The following is a 21,295-nucleotide window of genomic DNA, read 5'->3' on the forward strand; positions in this document are numbered from 1 at the left end:
TATCGACATCATGGCTCATATCCGTGAGGTTATTGCCGACGAGTTCGCGGCGACATGGGCGAAAGCCCTGTCAGTTGAGGACCAAAGACTCTGGCATCTACTGACGGTGACGGTCCAGTGTGGAGGCGAAGACCGCGGCCTGCGTGCGGCGTTCCATGCCCAGCTTGGCCAACAACCGCGACACGTAGTTCTTGACGGTCTTCTCGGCGAGGAACATCCGGGCCGCGATCTGCCGGTTGGTCAGCCCCTCGCCCAGCAGATCGAGCAGCACCCGCTCCTGCTGGGTCAGCCCGGCCAACGGGTCGGACCGCTCGGCATCGCCGCGCAGTTTCGCCATCAGCGCCGTCGCGGCACGATTGTCCAGTAGCGACTTCCCGGCCCCGACGTCCTTGATCGCCTGGGCGAGTTCCATTCCCTTGATGTCCTTGACCACGTAGCCGCTGGCGCCGGCCAGGATGGCATCCAGCATGGCCTCGTCGGAGGTGAACGACGTCAGCATCAGGCAGCGCAGATCGGGCATGCGCGACAACAGTTCCCGGCAGAGTTCGATGCCGTTGCCGTCTGGCAGCCGGACGTCGAGGACCGCGACGTCGGGCTTCAGCGCCGGCACCCGGGCCAGCGCCTGGGCCACCGAATCGGCCTCGCCGATCACGTCCAGCTCCGGGTCGGCGCCGAGCAGGTCGATCAGCCCACGGCGAACCACCTCATGGTCATCGACCAGAAAGACTCTGATCATTCCCTGAGTCTCACAACCGGTGGCGCCGATCGCAAGTGAGCACCGCGCAGCCCGAGGAAGCCAACGCGGTCTGCAACCCGGGCGAATCGGGGTGATCGGCACCGAGCACGAGCATCTGGGCCGACTCCGGGTGTGCCGTCAGGTATTCCGCGGCGCTGCCGTAGCCGTCGATGCTCTGCACATCGAGGTCCGGGGATCGTTTCAGCGCACGCGCCAGCCTGCGCTCCAGCTGCGCCGCCGACAACCGGTCACGCTCGGCGACAGCGGTCGCGTCGTACATCTCGCGATGCCGGGCTCCCCAGGTGGTCAGCACCCGCAGCGGCGCGCCGCGCCGCAGGGCCTCCTCGATCGCGGCGTGCAGCGCGTCGTTGCTGGCGGTGCGGCCGTCGGCTTCGACCACGACGGCCGCACCAGCGGCAGTAGCTGCGGCGGCGGGGGCGATCAGGGTGTCGGTCATGGTCAGCTCCTATTCGAAGGTCAGGAAGGTGTCGACGGTGCGGCGCGGCGTCGGCGGTGGTGCGTCGGTGAGCGTCGGGGCGATGCCGATCCGGACCAACAACTGCGGGCAGGCATCACGGCCGATCAGGGAGCCGATGATGTCGCGGCTGGCGTGCAACTCGGTCACGTGGCTGACCGGGCAGGTGCTCAGACCCGACATCGTGCATTCCAGCAGGAGGGCCGAGAGCGCCTCGCCCGCTTCGAGGGCATCTGCCCTGCTGTATCCGTCGGTGGACAGCACCACCAGGGTCGCCGAATCGTCGCGGACGGCGGGGCGTCGATCGCTGTGCGCGGTGACCGGGAAGGTCCGCGCCACCGCGACCCGCTCACTTTCCGCGGCCGAGACCAGGGCACTCTGCGGAATGCCGTCCTCGGTCGCGAACGGTGTTGTCCACCAGGCAAGTTCGGAATGGTAGGCGGAATCGTACAGACGCAGTGTCTCGGTCAGCGCCGCGGCCTCGGCCACGTCGGCGCGCATGTCCTCGGCCAGCACATCCAGGTGCACCGGGCCGTCGGGCAACCGCGCCCGCAGCACTGCCTCGAAGGAATCCCAGTCCGCGTAGCCTTCCATCGGCAACCGGTCGGTACGCCGGGCCAGAATCGCGTCGGCCCGCCGGCGGTGCGCATCGGTGACGAAGTCCATCGGCGAGAACTGCAGCGTCGCCAGATGATCGAGGTCATTCGGATTCGGGAAGCGGTCGACGCTGGTGGCCCACCCGGCCGCGGCCATCGCGACCCGCAGATGGTCCAGCAGCACTCCGCAGCTGATGATCGCCTCGCGCGACGACCGATCGGTCGCGGTCACCACGCGATGGGGGTCCAGGTGCAGGTGCACTCCGCTGCCGTCGACCACCAGCCGCCACGGTTGGGTGTTGTGCAGCGAAGGTGCACGTGATGCCAACTGCACCGCACTGGTGAGGGTCGCAGAATCGAACATCGTCTCGGGCATGCTTCAAGCCTCGTCGTGCCCGGGCCCGTCGGTTAGGGTCTTTGGTCCTCAACTCGACGCGATGTGTGTCTCAGTTGTCAGGCGCCGTTGTTGGGGCCACCCGAATTCGCTCCGGGGATGTCGGTGATCGGGAAGTTCGGCATCGGCGCGGGCGACGGTGTCGCAGGCAGGGAGGGGATCTGCTCCGGCGGGATGTCCTTGAGCGCCTCTGCCGGCGGCACGGGCGGGCCGTTCTCCCGACTGCCGTAACTGGTGCCCGGCTCACGCTGACCGAGCATGTGGCTGACGGTCACCAGGTGGTAGCCATTGGCCTTGAGGACCGGGATGAACTGCTCCACCAGATCCACGGTGGACGAGTAGGTGTCATGAAAAAGTACGACATTGTTGGGCCGTATCTGCGTCATCAGCATGTAGCGGGTCGCGGCGATGTTGGCGTCGTTGGCCCAGTCGAACGGGATGACGTCCCAGTTGATATCGGCCAACCCCTGCTTGCGGGCCTCGGCGAGCACCTGGTCGTTGACCAACCCGCCCGCCGTGCGGAGCAGCTTCGGCCGCTGGCCCGTCGCGGCCTCGATGGCGTCACTGGCCCTGCTGAACTGCGCCGGGATCTCCTCGGGCGGGATGGTCGTCATGTTGGGGTGTTCCCAGGTGTGGCTGCCAAGTTCCATCCCGGCGTCGACCACCCGCTTGGCACCCTCGGGGTTGGCGGCGACCTTGTTGCCGATCTCGAAGAACGTCGCCTTGGCGTCGTTGTCCTCGAGGATCTTCAGCAGCCTGTCGGTGTAGGGGCCGGGCCCGTCGTCGAAGGTCAGCGCGATGCATCTCTCCGTCGCACAGTCCACATCGTCGGGATCGTCACGACGGATGTGCCCGGTGAATACCCCGACCACCAGGACCACGATGGCGGCGGCCACGCCGACTACGGTCCACCGCCACGCTTGACTGTTGGGGAGCCTCACCACCCCGGCAGCCTACCGGCTGGCGATTTGGGTGCGTTTACCGGCGGTGAGCGCCGGTAAACGCACCCAAATCACTCCGGCTCAGGGCACTCAGGGCAGGGCGCCGGGGCTGAACTCCTCCAGCATCTCGGTGACCAGCGCGGCGATCGGCGAGCGTTCGCTGCGCTGCAACGTGATGTGGGCGAACAGCGGATGCCCCTTGAGCTTCTCGATCACCGCCGCGACGCCGTCATGGCGGCCCACCCGCAGGTTGTCCCGCTGGGCCACATCGTGGGTCAGCACCACCCGCGAGCCCGCACCCAGCCGCGACAGCACGGTCAGCAGCACATTGCGCTCCAGTGACTGCGCCTCGTCGACGATGACGAACGAGTCGTGCAGCGAACGGCCCCGAATGTGGGTCAGCGGAAGCACTTCCAGCATTCCGCGGGACAGCACCTCTTCGAGTACCGCCGGGCTGGCCAGCCCTTCGAGGGTGTCGAAGACAGCCTGTGCCCAGGGCCCCATCTTCTCGCTCTCACTGCCGGGCAGGTAGCCGAGATCCTGTCCACCGACGGCATAGAGCGGACGGAACACCACGACCTTGCGCTGGGTTCGGCGTTCCAGCACGGCTTCCAGGCCCGCGCACAGGGCCAGCGCGGATTTGCCGGTGCCTGCCTTGCCGCCCAGCGAGACGATGCCGACGGATTCGTCGAGCAGCAGATCGAGGGCGACGCGCTGTTCGGCTGACCTTCCCCGGAGGCCGAACACTTCGCGATCACCACGCACCAACTGCACCCGCTTCTCGGCGTTGACTCGCCCGAGCGCCGACGAGCTACCGCCCAGCATCCGAATTCCGGTGTGGCAGGGCAGATCCCGAGCAGCTTCGACATCGATCTCGCCGTCGGCAAACAGCGTGTCGATCTCCTCGGCCGCCACGTCCAACTCGGCCATGCCCGTCCAGCCGGACACCACGACATCCTGTGCGTGGTATTCATCGGCCGCCAGGCCGACCGCACCGGCTTTGACCCGCAGCGGAATATCCTTGCTCACCAACGTAACTCGCTTGCCCTCGGCGGCGAGGTTGGCTGCACATGCCAGGATCCGGGTGTCGTTGGTTTCAGTGCGAAAACCTGTGGGCAGCACCGAGGGGTCGATGTGATTCAACTCGACCTGCAGTGTTCCGCCTTCTGCCCCAACAGGAATCGGCTGATCCAGCCGTCCATGCTCAAGCCGCAGATCATCGAACATCCGCAACGCCTGCCGGGCGAACCAGCCCAGCTCGTGGTGATGCCGTTTGGCCTCGAGCTCGCTGATCACGACCAGCGGGACCACCACTTCATGCTCGGCGAACCGGCTGCATGCCCAAGGATCGGACAGCAACACGGAGGTGTCGAGCACGTAGGTACGGACAGCCTTATCAGTCACGTGGCGCTCCTAGAACCCGCGCGGCCCCACACGAGTTGCTCGGTGGACACTGCGGCACCAGGACCGGAGCCGGTCCTCTCGTGAACTAACCGATCGGTACCGTCCGGACAGCAGAGCATGTCGCTAGCCATCGGATTCGACGCTACTCCCGCGTCGGCGAGGTTGCTGGCTGGCGCGCCGCGGGAACGATGCCCGGCGCGTTACGTGTTGATGAACTCCTGGAGCGCGGCTTCATCGGCCAGGCCCCAGGCGGTGATCCGGTCGGAGATGACCTTCGCCACCGCGGCCTTGTCGAAGATGCCGGCCTCGGCCACCAGCGCGACCTTGTCCTGGTAGGCATCGATGTCCGCGCCGATCACATCGAACTCTTTCGCCCGGGCAGCGATGGCCGCCACGGTCTCGGCGCGGTGGGTGCCGAGCAGGTGCGACACGAGGTTGGCGAAGAACAGCTCGTGGCGCTCCTCGTCGACGACGATGCGGTCGACCATCGAGCCCAGTACCGGCTCGGTGATCTGGGCCCGCAGGTTGCGGGTGAACACCGCGTGGGCGCGCTCGAAGAACGCCATGAACACCAGCGTCTCGATCTGGCTGTAGCTGTCGGCGCGGTAGCCCTTCATCACGTGCTCGACGCGGACGTCCTCGTTGGCCGTCGGGTCGATCTCACGGGTGACGACGAGGTAGTTGCGCAGCGCGACGGCGTGCAGGTGCTCCTCGGCGGTCCAGCGGCCCAGGAACCGGCCCCACTTGTCCTCGAGGATGAAATGCTCGACGAGCTCGCGGTGATACCCGGACAGATTGTCCTTGGTGATCAGCAGGATCTCGAGGGCGTCGGTGACGTTCTTGGGCAGCGTCACCTGAGAGGGATCCCAGTCCTGGCCACCGAGGAAGGCGAAGTTCTCGCCCTGGTCGAACGGCACGTAATCGTGCGCGTACCAGAGATCCTCGGTATCCAGGTGGCGACGCAGCTCGGCCTCGACAACGGGCTCAAGCTCCAGAGTCAGCGCATTAGCTACAGGTTTCTGTGCCATGAGGTAACTGTAACCCGGGTTCACAGGTTTCTAAAACTCAGGCCACTGTGATGTAGAGCGGCCCGAGCTCAGCCCGGCTCAGAGGGTGAGGCCCGGGTACAGCGGGTTGGCGTCGAGCAGCTCGGCCGAGGCCGCGTGCACGCGCTCGGCGGTGCCGTCGGCGAGCTTGTACTTGGCCTTGGATGTTCCCTCGGGCTGCGTGTTCGACAGCACGTCGACGATCAACTCGGCCACCCGGTCGAAGTCGTCGGCGCCGAATCCGCGGCTCGTGAGCGCGGGCGTACCCAGCCGGACACCGCTGGTGTACCAGGCGCCGTTCGGATCCGCGGGCACCGAGTTGCGGTTGGTGACGACGCCCGCATCCAGCAGGGCGGACTCGGCCTGGCGGCCGGTCAGCCCGAACGAACGCACGTCGAGCAGCACGATGTGGTTGTCGGTGCCGCCGGTGACCAGGCCCGCGTCGCGCTTGACGAAGCCGTCGGCCAGTGCCTGGGCATTGTCGGCGACCGCCTGAGCGTAGGTCTGGAATGCGGGCTGACGGGCCTCGGCCAGCGCGACGGCCTTGGCGGCCATGACGTGGCTCAGCGGCCCGCCGAGCACCATCGGGCAGCCCTTGTCCACGGCCGGGGCGAATTCCTCGGTGGCCAGCACCATGCCGCCGCGCGGACCGCGCAGCGACTTGTGCGTCGTGGTGGTGGTGACGTGGGCATGCGGCACCGGATCCTCGTCGCCGGTGAACACCTTGCCCGCCACCAGGCCGGCGAAGTGCGCCATATCGACCATCAGGGTGGCGCCGACCTCGTCGGCGATCTCACGCATCTTGGCGAAGTTCACCCGGCGCGGGTAGGCCGAGTAGCCGGCGACCAGGATCAGCGGCTTGAATTCGCGGGCCGCGGCGGCGACCGCGTCGTAGTCCAGGAATCCGGTCTCCGGGTTGGTCCCGTAGCTGTGCTGGTGGAACATCTTGCCGGAGATATTGGGCCGGAAGCCGTGCGTCAGGTGCCCGCCGGCGTCCAGGGACATGCCGAGCAGACGCTGGTTGCCCAACTTGTTGCGCAGGGTCTCCCAGTCCGCCTCGGAGAGGTCGTTGACATGCTTGGCGCCGAGGTTGGCCAGCTCGGGCGCTTCGACCTTGGTGACCAGAATCGCCCAGAACGCAACGAGATTGGCGTCGATGCCGGAGTGCGGCTGGACGTAGGCGTAGGGAGCGCCGAACAGTTCGCGGGCGTGCTCGGCGGCCAGGGCCTCGACGGTGTCCACGTTCTGGCAGCCCGCGTAGAAGCGGTGCCCCACGGTGCCCTCGGCGTACTTGTCGGAGAACCAGGTGCCCATGGTGAGCAGCACGGCCGGGGAGGCGTAATTCTCACTGGCGATCAGCTTGAGCGAATCACGTTGATCGGCAAGCTCTTTGCGGGTGGCTGCCGCGATTCGTGGCTCGACGGATTCGATGACCTGCAACGCAGCCTGGTAGGCGGCACTTGTGGTGTCGGCGTAATCAGCGCCGGAAGCCGCGGGCAAGGTGGAGGACGGGTCTGCTGCCATGGCATTCAGCCTAGTCGGAGCGGGTCAGGTCGACGGTCCCGGGCCGGGTTGGCCCGGCGGGTAACCGGGGTACGGATAGGGCTGTTGGGCCGGCGGGTAACCGGGGTACGGATAGGGCTGTTGGGCCGGCGGGTAACCGGGGTACGGATAGGGCTGTTGGGCCGTCGGCGGGACAGCGAGGCCCCTGGTGAGCTTGGTGAGCAACACGAACCAGGCGGCAATCCCGACGATCACCGATCCGGCCCACAGGAGGTTGCTGACGGTTTCCATGCGCGGCCCCTCGCCGATCAGCTTCATCAGGACCGACGGGAAGGCGCCGGGGCTGTCTCCGCCGTCGACACAGGCGAGCCCGAACACGAACATCGACGCCCACAGGATGACCTGGGCCCAGGCCTGCCCGGAGGTGAGTTCCCCGCCCGGCTGCTTACGCATCATCCTGCTCGTCGCCACCAGGCAAAGTGCCAGCCACGGTGCGGCGAGGACGCCGAACACGACCATCCACCCGAGCTGTGCAAACAGTCCCCGACCGATCACCATCCAGATCAACAAGAGCATGTTGAGCGGCATGGCCAACGCGGGGATATACGGCCGAAGCTCAGACACCCTCCGAGCCTAAGCCCGCAATGTCGACGGAATGAGCAGCTCATCGGGGAAGCGTTGGCGGTCAGATCACTTGGTGTGGTTCCATGCGCCGCCGGCCTTGCCGTTGGCAAAACCGCCGCCCGGCCAACCCTTGCTCCAGTCGTGCCCGGCCCAGGCGCCACCAGGCCACCCCTTGCTCCAGTCCCAGCCTGCCCACGCCCCGCCGGGCCACGGGCTCACGAGGGGAGGAGGCTTCGGCGGGGCCACCGTCTCGCCGTTCAAGACCACGACGGGATCGGCATTGGCCACCATCGCGGGTCCGACGAGCCCGGCCAGCCCCATCGAGCCCGCCGCCACGACCACACCGGCCATGCGCTTGACCCGGTTCGATTTCGTGCTCGCTGTAGTCATGTCGACCCCTTGCTGCAGCCCGGTATGTCACACGATGCTCAGCAAATATTTTACGCTCGGCCCGCGAGTCCGATCAAGCTATCGGGCGACGGGAGACGTGGCCCGTCGCAGCAGTCGATCAAGGTCAGTACTTGTCTTTTCAAGAGCGCTTTCCAGGAAGGGACCATCGCAGGTGCGATCGGCCCAGCGGGCGCGGACACGAAACGCCAGAGGCCGCGTTCAGCAAAGCCCGGACCATGCCGCCGATGACTGGCACCTCACAAAAAACCAGGCGGACCCATTGGTCCGCCTGGTTTCGCGTTTGTCAGCGGTGGTTCCACGCGCCGCCGGCCTTGCCGTGGATGGCAGCGCCGCCGCCCTTGCCGTTGGCGAGACCGCCGCCGGGGTATCCCTTGCTCCAGTCGTGGCCGGCCCACGCACCGCCGGGCCACGGGCTGACGATGGGGGGAACCTCGACGCCAGAGGCGCCAGAGGTGGCGGCGTCAGCGATGCCAGAGATGACGGATGTCACCGGATCGCTGCCGACCTTGGTGAAGGGCGCTTTGTTGCCCCCGGGATTGACCGGCGCCACCGGATCGCTGCCGACCTTCGTGACGGGTCCGGCATTGGCCACCGCGCCAGAGCCGAGGATTCCGGCGAGCGCCATCGCACCCGCGGCCACGACTACGCCGGCCATGCGTTTGATGTTGTCGAGTCTTTCCCTTGTCGCTGCCATGGTCATTTCCTTTGCCTGACCCGGCTCCGTTCACCGGGCCTTACAGCGACAATGTTACCGACCAGTAACTAGGCTAATCAAGCACTTGAGACAGAGGTCATACCGCAGGTGAGGCACCCGTTCGATGGCCAACGGGAAAACAAATCGCGCGCCTTCCCAGCGACGTCGAAATCGGGTTGTGAAATCTGCCGCCCGGCTCGGAAGCGCCGGTCTTTCGGCCGGCTCAGGAACCTCGCAGCGTGGACGGGATCAGCGGCTCGTCGAGCAGCCGACCGAAGCGCTGGGTCAACGTGACGCCATCGGGTCGGTCGTCCAGCCACCCCCGCAGCAACCGGTACCCCTCGATATAGGTGCTCGTATAGGCACGCCACAACGGCGAGGACAGGAACCGCAACATCTGCCTGGCCCGATCGTCGTCGACCAGAAGCCACCGCTTGAGGAACTCAACCACCTCGTCGACGTCGCGATGCTCGTCGTGCAGCATCAGCGCGGCGTCCTGGCGCACGTCGGCCAGCCCGGCCACCGCCTCCGAGATCACCTCGGCACGCTCCCCGTCGAACCGAAGTCCCAGGTCGGCATAGATGTCGGCCGCCCACGTGCCCCAACCCGGCCCGACGATGGCATGCAACGCCAGGTCGGCCAGGCCCTCCGCCATCAGGCATTGCGGGGTGTTGACGAGGAAGATCGTCTGTTCGAGTTCGCCATCTCGCGCCACCAGGCCGGCCTCCTTGCGGCAGTGCTCGGTGTGATGACCGGGGTAGGACTCGTGGGCCACCAGCCGGGGCAGGTTGGCCATCTGTTGTTTGAGGTCGGCGTTGACCGCGACGGTGGACTTGTAGTCACCCAGGTAGTAGTTGAACCCCGACCATGGTTTGTCGGTGACGACTTCATAGGTGATGGTCTCGGTCTCCGGCAGCGGGTAGGCGGCGCGCACCTTGTCGCGCAGTGCCGAGGAGAACGCGTGGATGGACTCCTCCAGCCGGGCCGGCGGGATCTCGTCTCCGGTGCGGTGCGCCTGAATGCGCTCGGTCAGTGGGCCGGTGCCACCGAGTGCGTCGTCGAGTTTGGCGTGGGCCTGCCGGTATTTCTCCGGATCGCCCTTGCTGATCCGGACATCGAAATAGGCCTGCACCTCGTCGACGAATCCGACCTGCTCACCGGCGAACTTGCGGCCCGCGCAGTTGAGCGCCCTCAGATGCGCGGCAATGTATTCGGCGCGGTCGCGGTCCAGGTCGTCTGGGATCTGGGCCAGTAACCGGTCGGCCTGACGGGCCAGCTCGGCCGGGTCGGGCGCGGGCTCGTTCTCGACCGCACGGCGTAGCTGCGGGTCACCGGTGAAGGAGTCGACGTAACCGTCCTCGACGCGGTCGAAGCGCAGGCCGAGGAGCAGGTATTCGCGAATGAGAGTGGCCGAGTCGGTCACTGCGCCGGTTCCGGAGCCCGTCTTTTTCTCGATCCCGTTAGCCATGCCCTCAACCGTAGATGTAAGACTGATCGGATGCCGCGGCCGAGCGAGCCGAGCCCCTATGTGGAGTTCGACCGAAGTCAATGGCGTGCACTGCGCATGTCGACACCGCTGAAACTCACCGAGGATGAACTGCTGCGCCTGCGGGGTATGGGCGAGAAACTCGACATCCTCGAGGTGGAAGAGGTCTATCTGCCCCTGGCCCGGTTGATCCACCTTCAGGTGGCCGCCCGGCAGCGTTTGTTCGCCGTAACTTCGGAGTTCCTCGGTGAGCCGCAGCAGAATCCGGACCGGCCGGTGCCGTTCGTCATCGGCGTCGCGGGCAGCGTGGCAGTCGGGAAATCGACCACCGCCCGTGTTCTGCAGGCCCTGCTGGCCCGCTGGGGGCACCATCCCCGGGTGGATCTGGTGACCACCGACGGGTTCCTCTACCCCAACAAGGAACTCAACCGCCGGAACCTCATGCACCGCAAGGGTTTCCCGGAAAGCTACGACCGGCGCGGCTTGATGCGATTCGTCACCGCGGTGAAATCCGGCGCTGACGAGGTCTGTGCGCCGGTGTACTCACACCTGCTCTACGACATCGTGCCGGGCGAGATGCAGGTGGTGCGGCATCCGGACATCCTGATCCTGGAGGGCCTCAACGTCCTGCAGACCGGGCCGGCACTGATGGTCTCGGACCTGTTCGACTTCTCGGTGTACGTCGACGCACGTATCGAGGACATCGAACAGTGGTACATCTCGCGGTTCCTGACGATGCGCTCGACGGCATTCGCCGATCCGGCGTCGCACTTCCATCACTACTCGACCCTGACCGACGAGCAGGCCGTGTTCGCGGCCCGTGACATCTGGCATTCGATCAACCGGCCGAACCTGATCGAGAACATCCTGCCGACCCGGCCGCGCGCCACCCTGGTGCTGCGCAAGGACTCCGACCATTCGATCAACCGGCTGCGACTGCGGAAGCTCTAGCCCGCCCCGGCCGGCGCTGTGACCAGCGGACCGCAACGCACGTCGAAGCGCTCCCGCACGGTGTCCAGGGTGCGACGCAGGTGCTCGCGGTCTCGGTGATGGGTCGCCATGAACCGGGCGGTGGCCGACAGCTGGCGCGGCATCGGATACCAGCGGTTGAAGTCCAGGCCGCAGTCACGGAACACCTTGACCGGCACCGCATCCGAGATGAGGCTCAGGTTGTATTGCGCCAGGGTGAACATCGCATACAGCATCGCCTTTTTGGACTTCTGCGCCAAGTCCTGTAGGTCGAGTTCGTAGAGCGGCACCGTGTTCAACTTGCCCAGGAACATCAGGTGTGTCGCGAAATAGGCTGCGAATGACGTCAGATGCATAGTGGCGGAACGCATTTGAATCGACAAGATGGAGCCGTCGCCGGACAGATACGGCTCATAGGGATGCTCACCCTTGATGAGGTACCCGGTACAGTTCACGATCCAGCTGCCCGGCGAGACGGATTTCCTGGCCCCGCTACGCAACAGCAGATCGGCGGAACCGTTGCTGTCCACGACGTCGACCAGGTGGTCCATCACCACATCGTTCAGGCCCGCGACAATGTCGGCGTTCTCCGCCTCCGACAGGACGCCGGCCATGAAATGGGTGGCCCGCGGTGTCGGCGAGGTGCCGTAGGACGACCGGTACCATCGCGCAACTTCGTCCTCGTTGGTGCCATCGAAGAGCCGGGTCATGTCGATGGACATCTTGGTCAGCGAGACCCCGCCCGACCAACGCCGGGCACCGGTGGGGAAGAACCGATCGCGGCTGGAGAAGAAGGTGCCCGAGCCCGCCACCAGGTTCACCTCGCGCGCCGGACTCGACGTGATCAGCGCGTGCGCGGTATCCATCGCGGTCTTGCCGCTGCCGATCACCCACACCGGGGTGTCACTGTCGTGTATCTCCCCGGAGCGGACATCACACGAATCCGGGGACACTGACCGCACCCGGTCGCTGGACAGCTCCAGTGCGTCGTTGGGCGTCACCCGCACCCCGTAAGCCTTGATCAATCGGCCGGCCCGGATGGTGTGCGGTTGCCCGCCCCCGTCGCGGCAGATGATTTGCACGGCACCACCGTTCGCATCCGCGGACTGGAAGTCCCAGCCGTAGCGTTCCTCGACCCGCACCCGTTGTTTGATCTGCTGCAGGCAGTAGCTGAAATGGTCGAGCACCTCGGGTTTGGTGGCCAGATAGGAAGGTTCACGCCCGAGGGTCCACTTGATGTTGCCGGCGGTGAACATGGGGTGGGGCTGGTGTAGCCGCACATACGGATATGTGTCCACCCACATGCCACCGACCCGAGGACGACGCTCGATCAGGATGATCTTCTGATCGGGTCTGAGGTATGTGCCGGCCACGAACAACGCGTTCATGCCGCACAGGCCGGCACCGACAATGCAAACGTCGCAATCTTCTGTAGGCATCGCAATTCTCCCGGGTATCGCCGCGTGAGCTCAGTGTGCGTCCGACAGGTCGCCGCGCCATGAGTAGTGCGGTACCCGAGTTTCGACAGCCGGATCGCTCAGCCGCGTTCCCGGCCACCCCAGTCGTTGCCGACGAACCGTTGCCCGTCGGGAATCGCGAAAGTCACCCACAGCGCCCAGAGCCTGGGCTCTGGGCGCTGCGCCGGCGAAAGATCAGGCCGGGATCCGCCGGACCCCGACGTACTGCAGCTCGGCCATCGCCAGCGTGTAGATGCCGGCGCCGATGACGAACACCACGCCCGCGGTGGTGAGTGCCATCGTGAAGACGGCGATCAGGGCGATCACCGTGCACGCCGCGTTGGCGATCACGGTGCCGATGCCGGCGGGACGCACCCGCTCGATGCCGGCGAGAGCGAACACTGCGATGCCGTAGACGACCGAGAAGACGCCGACGCCGTATTCGACGGATTTCGGTAGCCCGGTGAGATCGGCGAACCACCCGGCTGCGGCCAGCAATGCGATCCCGCTGATGCCGACGAGGACTGCGTCCAGCCGCATGGCCAGGCGCAGCAGCGAGTCGGTTCCCTTCGTGGTGCCTGCGTATCCGGCGGAGGTGATGGCGGACATGATTCTCCTTCTCTGGTGATGATTTCCTTGTCGTGCATTCACTTCGAGCGGTGGAGCACGGTGCGGGGATACGCGCCGTAACCTCTTCCGGCGGCACCCCGCACCGGCTCGCCGACGGAGTCACGCCAGACGGCGCACTCCGCGGTATTGCAGCCAGGCCAGTACTGCGGTGGCACTGACGAATCCGAGTACCAACTCGGTTCCGGTCCCGGTCAACGCCAACCAGCCGGTCACGATCGCGACGACCGCGGTGATCGCGAAAGCCACGTTGCCGGCGAGGACGCCGATGCCCACGCGCCGGACCCGCGACACCGCGGCCAGTCCGTACAGCAGGGCGCCGTAGGCGACGAGGGCGGCGCCGACGACCCACCCGGCGGTGGGCGACAGACCCGCGATGCGGGCCAGCTGATCGGCGACCATGGACACCAGCAGGCCGACGCCGGCGCACACGGTGGCATCAGCGCGCAAGGCGAATCGCAGCAGGGAATCTTCCGAGGCCGCGCCGGTGGTGGAGTCGGCCAATGGTTGGTGCAGGGTGGCGGTCATGTCGGGCTCCTCGGGACGAGGGTGTCGATTGGTGGGACAGCTCCGACCCTGCCCAGCGGGCGCTGCCAGATCGACGCCAAACACTGCCAAGCGCTGCCAAGCCCAGGTCAGCGCGGTTTCTGGAGTGAACTCCCTATCGGCCGGCGGAGCCGACTGCCGGCGCCAGATCACCGCGCAGGTCTGCGGCGATCACGCGCGCCGCGGCGTTCTGCCAGTTGTGCAGTGACCGCTGCGGCACCTCGGTGACGAACCACTGCCAGGCCTGCCGCGCCACCGGGTCGAGCCCTGCGGCGGTGGCGTTCTGCGCGTAGGCGCGGACCCCGACGACGTACGGGAAGTACAGCGAGTTGTAGTGGCGCCACTGCTCGGTGGTGCCGAAGTCGCCGCTGTCGCGGGGCTTGAGCGCGGCAATGCGGTCGGCCAGTAACGCCTTGAGTTCGTTCGCGCGTTCCAGTGGCTGATCGGGCACGCCGCGCTGGGCGAGCCGGGCGTCGATGGCGGGCAACGAGGTCAGCGGACTGGCGACCAGCTTGGACAGGTCGCCGTAGTGGCCGAGGGCGCGCCGGGTGAGCCGGGTGAAGGCGTCGTCATCGATACCGCCCAACGGGTGACCCGATCGCAGCGGCAGGGCGGCCTCGGTCTGGCGCAACACTTCGCGATCGGCACGCAGGTCCGGAGACCGGAAGAACGCCAGCCGGTCGAACAGGCCGGCCAGCGGATCGGCCAGCACTTCCACCGCGACCGCGACGGCCAGGCTGGTGAACAGCAGGATCGTCATGACGGTGCGGCCGGCCCCGGCATCGAGCACGGCCATGCCGATCAGGGCCTGGGCGGCGAACGGAACCGCGATCACCAAAGTCCCGATGATCGAACGGCGCATGTCCGCCCGTAGCGCCTGCCCTTCGTCGAAGGCATCCCAGATCGCGACCGCCACACCGAGCAGCGCGACGTCGAATCCGGTGGAGGCCAGGGCCAGCCAGCTGGGCACCAGCCCGAGCGGGATCACCAGGATCGCGTTGCCCAGTGCGAAGAACAGCGTCGCGACGATGATGAAGCCCACCACGGATCCCGGTTTCGCGCCGCCGAGCACCGCCTTGACCATTGCGCCCAGTGAGGACAGCGAGATCACTGCGAACATCACCCAGTGCCCGGTCCGCAACGGTCCGTCGACGCTTCCCGCCAGCGCCGCCCCGGCGAAGGCCAGGACCGCCACCGCGAAGATCGCCGCGATCTCACCCACGCGGGACCGGAAGGTGTCGGCCGGCCGGGCGAGTTCGACCATCACCGCGAACCAGGCGATGCCTGGGAGGGCCACCAGGTAGATCTCGATGCGGCTGAGCATCTCTGAGCCGGTGACCAGTCGAACGGCGTCGAGCGCGACCACGACCGCGAAGCTGGTCAGCCCGAGTGCCGCGAGGGCCAGGACGGGCTTACGCGGGTCGCGGGCGAGCAGGTAGAGACCCAGCCACCAGCTGAGTGCGAAGACCACTGCCGACAGCGCAGCCATAGCATCAGTTTGGCACGCGCCTACTTCCCGTAGCGACGATGCCGGGCCGTGTAATCGCGCAGTGCGCGCAGGAAGTCGACGCGGCGGAAGGCGGGCCAGTACGCCTCGGTGAACCACATCTCCGAATATGCGCTCTGCCACAACAGGAATCCGGACAGGCGTTGCTCACCCGAGGTGCGGATGACGAGGTCCGGGTCGGGTTGGCCTGAGGTGTAGAGGTTCTCCGAGATCCCCTCGACGGTGACAGCTTCGACGAGTTGTTCGGCCGTCGCGCCGTTGGCCAGTTCCTTCGACAACAGCGAGCGCACGGCGTCGACGATCTCCTGACGTCCGCCATAGGCGACCGCCACATTCACATGGAACTTCCCGCCCCGGCCGTTGGTCGATTCGACGGCCTCCCGCAGCCGCCGGGCCGGCTCCTCCCCCAACAACTCCAGGTCACCGACGGTGCGCACAGTCCAGGTGTTCGACGGGGCGCAGATCTCCTCGACCACGTCGGTGATGATCTCGAGCAGTGCGGACAGCTCTTCGGGATCGCGTTGCAGGTTCTCGGTCGAGAGCAGATAGACCGTCGTCATCTCGATGCCTGCGGCTTGGCACCAACGCAGCATCTCGGCGATCTTGGCCGCGCCCATCCGGTAGCCGATGCTGACATCGTCGTAACCTGCGTCACGTGCCCACCGGCGATTTCCGTCACACAGCACCGCGATATGCCGAGGCAGTTCGGCTTTGGACCGCGTCAGTTCCTGACGCAACCGCATCTCGTAGATCCGGTAGGCCGGTTCCTTGAGCCGCGGGGGAATGATGTCCACGAGAGTCCAGACTACTGTGAGCCTCGGGGTACACCATGAATTCTCAATGGAGGTGACATGACCGCGCCGACCGGTAGCACCAAGCCCTATCGCTCAGCGGCCGCGCTGAGCCGGCCCGCAGAAGATCTGCCCGAAGCGGTCGCCGAAGGCGTCGCCCAATTCCTCGGTAGGCCTCGCGCGCGTGGCTGGATCCACGTGTACTCGGCGGTGATCGCGTTCATCGCCGGCGCCGCCCTGGTGTCGGTGTCGTGGTCGCTGGAGTCCACCCGCGCGGGCCTGGCCACGCTGCTCTACACGTTCACGATCGTGGCGATGTTCGCCGTGAGCGGCACGTACCACCGGGTGACGTGGAAGTCTCCGAACGCCCGCAAGTGGATGAAGCGCCTCGATCACTCGATGATCTTCATATTCATCGCCGGCAGCTACACCCCGTTCGCATTGCTGGCCCTGCCCGAATCCAAAGGCATGGTGCTGTTCTGGATCGTCTGGGGTGGGGCGATCGCAGGTGTGCTGCTCAAAATGTTCTGGCCGTCGGCACCACGCTGGCTCGGCGTCCCGCTCTATATCCTGCTGGGCTGGGTGGCAGCCTGGTTCATCGGGCCGATCATGCACGGGGCCGGAGTGGCCGCGGTGGTGCTGTTGATCGTCGGCGGCGCGCTCTACAGCATCGGCGGCGTGCTCTACGCGCTCAAATGGCCCAACCCGTGGCCGACCACGTTCGGCCATCACGAGTTCTTCCACGCCTGCACGGCGGTCGCGGCGATCTGTCACTACATCGCCATGTGGTTCGCCGTCTTCTGATTCTTCTGCACTGATTCCCTTGCACCGCGAGCGTGCGCGCCAGTGACACACACGTGTCCGAAGACACAAAAAAGCCCCGCACCACCGAAGCGATGCGGGGCCGAAGACAACGACTAGCGCGTGACGGCGTCGGCCTGCGACCAGTAGGCCTTCATCGCGCTGATCTTGCCGTCGCCGTCGAACACCATCACGTCGATGGGCTCGATCTGCATGCTGCTGTTGCCGAAGTCCATCGTGAGCCGGAAGTGGAATGCGGCCTCGTGGCCCGCCACCCGGAGCGTCACCAACTCGGCCTTGCCCTTGATGTTCTCGACGTTGGCGTAGAAGCCGCGGATGGCGGCCCGTCCGATGTGAACCTCGCCACCGCCCACCGGATCCTCGACGGTCGCGTCGTCGGCGTACAACTCGGCGATCTCATCAGCGCTTCCGTTGGCGACCAGCTCGAGGTAGCGATTGACGGTCTGGGTGATGTGCTCGGCGTTGGGCATGGCCGCGAGGCTACACGGCGCCAGTACCGCCGTCTGGCGGTTGGCCACCCAGCGAGACTGCGAGATCCCCGACCGTCGTGACCGGCAGATCACACACCGTCCCGCGGCACACGTAGGCGGCGTCGGCGCCATCCACCCGGTCGCGTCCCTTGAGTAGTTCCGAGGAGTCGACAGCGCCGCCGACCACCAGCGCCCCACCGGGTGCCAACCGGCGCGCGGCGCCCAACAACGGCGACGACGGGTCGCCGGCCACCGCGATCTGGATCGGCCCCCGCACCTGCGCCTCGGCCACGGCCAGCCAGTGCCCGCCGGAGCGGGCCGCCCGGGCCAGGATCGGTGTGGCAGAAGACAAAGTCGCCTGTGCCGCATCCACATAGCGCTGCGAGCCGGTCAGGTAACCCGCCGCCTGCAGGGCCTCGGCGATCAGCGAGGCGCCCGCCGGCGTCGCACCGTCGATCGCGTCGGAGGGACGCACCATCAGCTGCTCGGCATCGTCGGCGGTGTCGAACCAACGGCCCGGCTGATCGGGATCGGCAAAATGTTCGAGCGCGATATCCAACAGGCCAACCGCCTCGTCCAGCCCGAACCCGGTGAGCTGATACAGCGTCAGCAATGCGGTGGCCAACGCCGCGTGATCCTCCAGAATCGCCGCGCTGTCCCCGACCCTGCCACCCAGGCTGGCCCGGCGCAGCCGGCCGTCCACCATGTGCAGGTCCAACAGATGGCGCGCGCATTCGACTGCCGCAGAAAGTAATTCGGGTCGATCGAGTGCCACGGAGGCATCGGCCAGCGCGGTGATGGCCAGGCCGTTCCAGGCGGTCACCACCTTGTCGTCGCGGGCCGGCTGGGGCCGCAGGGCGCGTGCCGCCAAAAGTCCCGAGCGCACCGACTCGAAGCGCGCATCGTCGTCGGGGTCACGGTGCAGTTGCAGCACCGAGGCGCCGTGCTCGAACGTGCCGCGCTCGGTCACCCCGAAAAGTGAAGCCGCCCAAGCCCCGTCGTCCGCACCCAGAACCGAACGCAGCTCAGCCGGCGTCCACACGTAGGTCAGCCCTTCATGCCCACCGGCATCGGCGTCCAACGAGGAGGTGAACATGGCGCCCGTACCCAGATCCGACATGATGAACGCGGCTGTCTCCGCAGTCACCCTGCGCGCCAACGGATCCCCGGTACGCCGCGCCAGGTGGGCATAGGCCCGCAACAGTTGCGCGTTGTCGTAGAGCATCTTCTCGAAGTGCGGCACCACCCAGTGCGGGTCGACGCTGTACCGGGCGAATCCCCCGGCCAACTGGTCGTAGATGCCGCCAAGGGCCATCGCGGCACACGTACGCTCGACGGCCCCCAACGCCGCAATCGAACCCGTGCGTTCGTGGTGGCGCAGCAGCCCCTCCAACAACGCCGAAGGCGGGAACTTGGGCGCACCGCCAAAGCCACCGTGCGACACGTCTTCGTCGTTGAGCACGGCGGCCACTGCGTGATTGCACAACTCGGGCCCCACCGGCGCCCCGCCGCCGGGCAGCCCGGCCGACATCGAGCGCAGTTCGTCGGCGATCTGATCGGAGGCGCGCTCGACCTCGTCGCGCCGGTCCCGCCAGGTTTCGGCGACGGCATCCAACAGTTGCAGGAACCCGAGCTTCGGGTAGTAGGTCCCGCAGAAGAACGGCCGGCCAGCCGGGGTCAGGAAGCAGGTCATGGGCCAGCCGCCCTGCCCGGTGAGCGCGACGGTGGCGTTCATGTAGACCGCGTCCAGATCCGGACGCTCCTCGCGGTCGACCTTGATGCAGACGAATCCGTCGTTGAGCACCGCGGCCACGTCGGCATCTTCGAACGATTCGTGCGCCATCACGTGGCACCAGTGGCAGGCCGCATATCCGATGGACAGCAGGATGGGGACGTCCCGGGAGGCGGCTTCAGCGAGCGCCTCGGGCGTCCATTCACGCCAGTGCACCGGGTTGTCGGCGTGCTGGCGCAGGTACGGGCTGGTGGACCCGCCGAGCGCGTTACCCGCTACCGGGCTCACGGGACGGACCTTGATGGTCATCGGGTGCGCTGTTCACCGCGCCGTCCTCGGTGTCGGTGTTCTCCACCGTGCCCTCGTCGGCAGCCTGGTCGGGCTCGGGGTGTTCCCGGTCGAAGGATTCGGGCAGCTTGCGCAGGTGACGGTTCATCGACCACACCAGCGCGAAGGTGCCGATCAGCAGCGCTACCGTGACCAGCAGGCCGAGCGGGGTCGCCTTACCGAACTCCGGCCCGGTATTTCGCGGCTCGTCGGCGAGCAGTGTGATCACTGCGGTCAAAGTGTCGATCATTTCTCAATCCCGGTGAAGAGGTCGTCTTCCGGCAGATTCACCGGGACACGCGACCGCGCCAACTCGAACTCCTCAGTCGGCCAGAGCCGCTGCTGCCACTCGATCGGCGCATGGAAGAAATCGCCTTTCGGGTCGATCTGGGTCGCGTGCGCGCGCAGCGCATCGTCGCGCTGACTGAAGTACTCCGAGCATTCAACACGGGTGGTGACCCGGTTGGCGAACGGGTCGTGGTCCGGGTCCCAGTGCTCGAGCCATTTGGCGAAGGGTCCCTGCCGACCGTTCTTGGCGAACTCGTCCTGCAGCAGTTGCATGCGCTGACGCACGAAGCCGTGGTTGTAGTACAGCTTCGAGACGTTCCACGGGGCCCCGGCCTCGGGGTACAGCCGGTGGTCAGCGGCCGCCTCGTAGGCCGCCACCGAGACCTCGTGGCAGCGGATGTGGTCGGGGTGGGGGTAGCCACCGTTCTCGTCGTAGGTGGTCAGCACGTGCGGCTGGAACTCCCGGATCACCCGGACCAGGCGGCTGACCGGCTCGGCGAGCGGCACACACGCGAAACAGCCGTCCGGGAGCGGGGGCACCGGATCGCCTTCGGGTAGGCCCGAGTCGACGAATCCGAGCCAGTGATGCTCGACGCCGAGGATCTCGGCAGCCTTGGCCATCTCGTCACGGCGCACCTCAGTGATCCGGCCGTGCACCTCGGGGAGGTCCATCGCCGGATTAAGTATGTCTCCGCGCTCGCCGCCGGTGAGCGTCACGACCATGACACGCACACCTTCGGCCGCGTAGCGCGCGGTGGTTGCCGCACCCTTGCTGGACTCGTCGTCCGGGTGGGCATGCACCGCCATCAACCGCAGTTCACTCATTTCGCTTTCATCTAACTACGGCGCCCTCTTACCTATGCCCGATACCTAGCCTCAACCACCCGACCCGCTCCCTGGGCGTCGGTGGCCAACCTGTCTCGCCCTATAGTTCCAGTTCTGATGATCGAACGCCCTGTCGCCCGATATGGATCCCGCCAAATGTCCCGACGGACCCGGCGAAGGATCACGTTTGCCCTGGTCGGCCTGGTCGTGGCGGCGGGTGTGATCCTGGCGATCGTGGCCTTCCAGCGGTTGGGCACCGGCGAGGTGAAAGGCGAGCTCTCGGCCTACGAACTGGTCGACAACCAGACCGTGTCGGTGACGATCGGGGTGACCCGGCCCGACCCTTCCAAGCCGGTGGTGTGCATCGTTCGGGCCCGCTCGATGGACGGGAGCGAAACCGGGCGACGCGAAATCCTGGTCGGCCCCTCGGATCAGCGGGTGGTGCAGGTGACGGGCGAAGTGAAATCCAGCCGACCCCCCGTGATGGGCGATGTCTACGGTTGCGGGACGGACGTACCGTCCTACCTGGTAGCGCCCTGATTTTCAGGCTGGCAACAAACGTCGAACAGCCATTACATGAAGATTCGTTGGCCGCTCGGTGGTACGATTGTGCGATACACGGTT

The 21,295-nt window shown here is 66.6% G+C and carries 23 protein-coding genes; 3 read left to right on the forward strand and 20 right to left on the reverse strand.

What is annotated here, in order from left to right:
• Positions 1–97: 97 nt before the first annotated feature.
• From devR to AB0I14_RS23755, 11 genes are all read right to left on the reverse strand, one after another.
• Complete coding sequence (devR, locus tag AB0I14_RS23705) at positions 98–736, reverse strand: two-component system response regulator DevR (RefSeq protein WP_358026710.1); 639 nt, start codon at positions 734–736, stop codon at positions 98–100.
• A 10-nt stretch (positions 737–746) separates the two neighbouring features.
• Positions 747–1,193 carry a universal stress protein gene (locus AB0I14_RS23710; RefSeq protein ID WP_358026713.1) on the reverse strand — a complete coding sequence of 149 codons (447 nt, stop codon included), beginning with the start codon at positions 1,191–1,193 and terminating at the stop codon, positions 747–749.
• Between the two features lie 9 nt (positions 1,194–1,202).
• The gene (locus AB0I14_RS23715) at positions 1,203–2,183 is read right to left on the reverse strand and encodes an NAD(P)H nitroreductase (RefSeq protein ID WP_358026715.1); all 981 of its coding nucleotides are present in this window, start codon (positions 2,181–2,183) and stop codon (positions 1,203–1,205) included.
• A gap of 77 nt (positions 2,184–2,260) precedes the next feature.
• Entirely contained in the window at positions 2,261–3,145 is an 885-nt protein-coding gene (locus tag AB0I14_RS23720; protein ID WP_358026718.1) for a polysaccharide deacetylase family protein, read from the reverse strand.
• 87 nt (positions 3,146–3,232) lie between these two features.
• Positions 3,233–4,546, reverse strand: coding sequence for a PhoH family protein (locus AB0I14_RS23725; RefSeq protein ID WP_358026721.1), 1,314 nt, complete (start codon positions 4,544–4,546; stop codon positions 3,233–3,235).
• 200 nt (positions 4,547–4,746) lie between these two features.
• Positions 4,747–5,574 carry an acyl-ACP desaturase gene (locus tag AB0I14_RS23730; protein ID WP_358026723.1) on the reverse strand — a complete coding sequence of 276 codons (828 nt, stop codon included), beginning with the start codon at positions 5,572–5,574 and terminating at the stop codon, positions 4,747–4,749.
• Positions 5,575–5,652: 78 nt separating this feature from the next.
• On the reverse strand, positions 5,653–7,116 hold the full coding sequence (locus tag AB0I14_RS23735) for a glycine hydroxymethyltransferase (protein WP_358026725.1): 1,464 nt from the start codon (positions 7,114–7,116) through the stop codon (positions 5,653–5,655).
• A 24-nt stretch (positions 7,117–7,140) separates the two neighbouring features.
• Entirely contained in the window at positions 7,141–7,719 is a 579-nt protein-coding gene (locus AB0I14_RS23740; protein WP_358026727.1) for a hypothetical protein, read from the reverse strand.
• A 66-nt stretch (positions 7,720–7,785) separates the two neighbouring features.
• Entirely contained in the window at positions 7,786–8,109 is a 324-nt protein-coding gene (locus AB0I14_RS23745; protein WP_358026730.1) for a hypothetical protein, read from the reverse strand.
• 304 nt (positions 8,110–8,413) lie between these two features.
• Positions 8,414–8,824, reverse strand: coding sequence for a hypothetical protein (locus tag AB0I14_RS23750; RefSeq protein ID WP_358026732.1), 411 nt, complete (start codon positions 8,822–8,824; stop codon positions 8,414–8,416).
• A gap of 223 nt (positions 8,825–9,047) precedes the next feature.
• Complete coding sequence (locus AB0I14_RS23755; protein WP_358026734.1) at positions 9,048–10,292, reverse strand: DUF885 domain-containing protein; 1,245 nt, start codon at positions 10,290–10,292, stop codon at positions 9,048–9,050.
• Positions 10,293–10,322: 30 nt separating this feature from the next.
• Here AB0I14_RS23755 and coaA point away from each other — a divergent pair, with 30 nt between their 5' ends.
• Positions 10,323–11,261: a type I pantothenate kinase gene (coaA, locus tag AB0I14_RS23760; protein ID WP_358026736.1), complete on the forward strand. Its 939-nt coding sequence runs from the start codon at positions 10,323–10,325 to the stop codon at positions 11,259–11,261.
• Here the strand turns inward: coaA and AB0I14_RS23765 are convergent.
• The 5 genes from AB0I14_RS23765 to AB0I14_RS23785 all read right to left on the reverse strand — a co-directional run bounded on the left by AB0I14_RS23765 (position 11,258) and on the right by AB0I14_RS23785 (position 16,210).
• The gene (locus AB0I14_RS23765) at positions 11,258–12,718 is read right to left on the reverse strand and encodes a potassium transporter (RefSeq protein ID WP_358026738.1); all 1,461 of its coding nucleotides are present in this window, start codon (positions 12,716–12,718) and stop codon (positions 11,258–11,260) included. The genes coaA and AB0I14_RS23765 overlap by 4 nt on opposite strands.
• A gap of 213 nt (positions 12,719–12,931) precedes the next feature.
• Positions 12,932–13,345, reverse strand: a complete 414-nt coding sequence (locus tag AB0I14_RS23770) for a hypothetical protein (protein WP_358026740.1) — start codon at positions 13,343–13,345, stop codon at positions 12,932–12,934.
• Positions 13,346–13,465: 120 nt separating this feature from the next.
• Positions 13,466–13,891 carry a hypothetical protein gene (locus tag AB0I14_RS23775; RefSeq protein WP_358026743.1) on the reverse strand — a complete coding sequence of 142 codons (426 nt, stop codon included), beginning with the start codon at positions 13,889–13,891 and terminating at the stop codon, positions 13,466–13,468.
• Between the two features lie 133 nt (positions 13,892–14,024).
• Entirely contained in the window at positions 14,025–15,398 is a 1,374-nt protein-coding gene (locus AB0I14_RS23780; protein ID WP_358026745.1) for a hypothetical protein, read from the reverse strand.
• Between the two features lie 20 nt (positions 15,399–15,418).
• Positions 15,419–16,210, reverse strand: coding sequence for a (2Z,6E)-farnesyl diphosphate synthase (locus AB0I14_RS23785; RefSeq protein ID WP_358026748.1), 792 nt, complete (start codon positions 16,208–16,210; stop codon positions 15,419–15,421).
• Positions 16,211–16,267: 57 nt separating this feature from the next.
• Between AB0I14_RS23785 and AB0I14_RS23790 the strand changes: the two genes are divergently transcribed.
• Positions 16,268–17,011 (forward strand): hemolysin III family protein, encoded by a 744-nt coding sequence (locus tag AB0I14_RS23790; protein WP_358026751.1) that lies wholly within the window; start codon positions 16,268–16,270, stop codon positions 17,009–17,011.
• A 113-nt stretch (positions 17,012–17,124) separates the two neighbouring features.
• Here the strand turns inward: AB0I14_RS23790 and AB0I14_RS23795 are convergent, their stop codons facing one another.
• The 4 genes from AB0I14_RS23795 to mca are packed head-to-tail and all read right to left on the reverse strand — an operon-like array spanning position 17,125 to position 20,671.
• Positions 17,125–17,499 carry a nuclear transport factor 2 family protein gene (locus AB0I14_RS23795; protein WP_358026754.1) on the reverse strand — a complete coding sequence of 125 codons (375 nt, stop codon included), beginning with the start codon at positions 17,497–17,499 and terminating at the stop codon, positions 17,125–17,127.
• 10 nt (positions 17,500–17,509) lie between these two features.
• Positions 17,510–19,519 carry a thioredoxin domain-containing protein gene (locus tag AB0I14_RS23800; RefSeq protein WP_358026757.1) on the reverse strand — a complete coding sequence of 670 codons (2,010 nt, stop codon included), beginning with the start codon at positions 19,517–19,519 and terminating at the stop codon, positions 17,510–17,512.
• The gene (locus tag AB0I14_RS23805; RefSeq protein ID WP_358026759.1) at positions 19,500–19,808 is read right to left on the reverse strand and encodes a hypothetical protein; all 309 of its coding nucleotides are present in this window, start codon (positions 19,806–19,808) and stop codon (positions 19,500–19,502) included. Before AB0I14_RS23805 ends, AB0I14_RS23800 begins: the two co-directional genes overlap by 20 nt.
• Positions 19,805–20,671: a mycothiol conjugate amidase Mca gene (gene mca / locus AB0I14_RS23810; RefSeq protein WP_358026762.1), complete on the reverse strand. Its 867-nt coding sequence runs from the start codon at positions 20,669–20,671 to the stop codon at positions 19,805–19,807. Before mca ends, AB0I14_RS23805 begins: the two co-directional genes overlap by 4 nt.
• A gap of 117 nt (positions 20,672–20,788) precedes the next feature.
• On the opposite strand from mca, the gene AB0I14_RS23815 reads away from it, so the two are divergent.
• Positions 20,789–21,211, forward strand: a complete 423-nt coding sequence (locus tag AB0I14_RS23815; RefSeq protein WP_358026765.1) for a DUF4307 domain-containing protein — start codon at positions 20,789–20,791, stop codon at positions 21,209–21,211.
• Positions 21,212–21,295 lie beyond the last annotated feature (84 nt).

This window comes from Mycobacterium sp. NPDC050441, from assembly GCF_040655355.1.
Classification (GTDB): Bacteria; Actinomycetota; Actinomycetes; order Mycobacteriales; family Mycobacteriaceae; genus Mycobacterium.

Bases quoted from the DNA above. Each gene is read 5' to 3' on its own strand.
- AB0I14_RS23750 (WP_358026732.1), bottom strand. From the start codon at position 8,824: ATGGCAGCGACAAGGGAAAGACTCGACAACATCAAACGCATGGCCGGC.
- AB0I14_RS23745 (WP_358026730.1), bottom strand. From the start codon at position 8,109: ATGACTACAGCGAGCACGAAATCGAACCGGGTCAAGCGCATGGCCGGT.
- devR (WP_358026710.1), bottom strand. From the start codon at position 736: ATGATCAGAGTCTTTCTGGTCGATGACCATGAGGTGGTTCGCCGTGGG.
- AB0I14_RS23730 (WP_358026723.1), bottom strand. From the start codon at position 5,574: ATGGCACAGAAACCTGTAGCTAATGCGCTGACTCTGGAGCTTGAGCCC.
- AB0I14_RS23735 (WP_358026725.1), bottom strand. From the start codon at position 7,116: ATGGCAGCAGACCCGTCCTCCACCTTGCCCGCGGCTTCCGGCGCTGAT.
- AB0I14_RS23770 (WP_358026740.1), bottom strand. From the start codon at position 13,345: ATGTCCGCCATCACCTCCGCCGGATACGCAGGCACCACGAAGGGAACC.
- AB0I14_RS23815 (WP_358026765.1), top strand. From the start codon at position 20,789: ATGATCGAACGCCCTGTCGCCCGATATGGATCCCGCCAAATGTCCCGA.
- AB0I14_RS23775 (WP_358026743.1), bottom strand. From the start codon at position 13,891: ATGACCGCCACCCTGCACCAACCATTGGCCGACTCCACCACCGGCGCG.
- AB0I14_RS23755 (WP_358026734.1), bottom strand. From the start codon at position 10,292: ATGGCTAACGGGATCGAGAAAAAGACGGGCTCCGGAACCGGCGCAGTG.
- AB0I14_RS23715 (WP_358026715.1), bottom strand. From the start codon at position 2,183: ATGCCCGAGACGATGTTCGATTCTGCGACCCTCACCAGTGCGGTGCAG.
- AB0I14_RS23795 (WP_358026754.1), bottom strand. From the start codon at position 17,499: ATGCCCAACGCCGAGCACATCACCCAGACCGTCAATCGCTACCTCGAG.
- AB0I14_RS23790 (WP_358026751.1), top strand. From the start codon at position 16,268: ATGACCGCGCCGACCGGTAGCACCAAGCCCTATCGCTCAGCGGCCGCG.
- AB0I14_RS23780 (WP_358026745.1), bottom strand. From the start codon at position 15,398: ATGGCTGCGCTGTCGGCAGTGGTCTTCGCACTCAGCTGGTGGCTGGGT.
- mca (WP_358026762.1), bottom strand. From the start codon at position 20,671: ATGAGTGAACTGCGGTTGATGGCGGTGCATGCCCACCCGGACGACGAG.
- AB0I14_RS23805 (WP_358026759.1), bottom strand. From the start codon at position 19,808: ATGATCGACACTTTGACCGCAGTGATCACACTGCTCGCCGACGAGCCG.
- AB0I14_RS23765 (WP_358026738.1), bottom strand. From the start codon at position 12,718: ATGCCTACAGAAGATTGCGACGTTTGCATTGTCGGTGCCGGCCTGTGC.
- AB0I14_RS23710 (WP_358026713.1), bottom strand. From the start codon at position 1,193: ATGACCGACACCCTGATCGCCCCCGCCGCCGCAGCTACTGCCGCTGGT.
- coaA (WP_358026736.1), top strand. From the start codon at position 10,323: ATGCCGCGGCCGAGCGAGCCGAGCCCCTATGTGGAGTTCGACCGAAGT.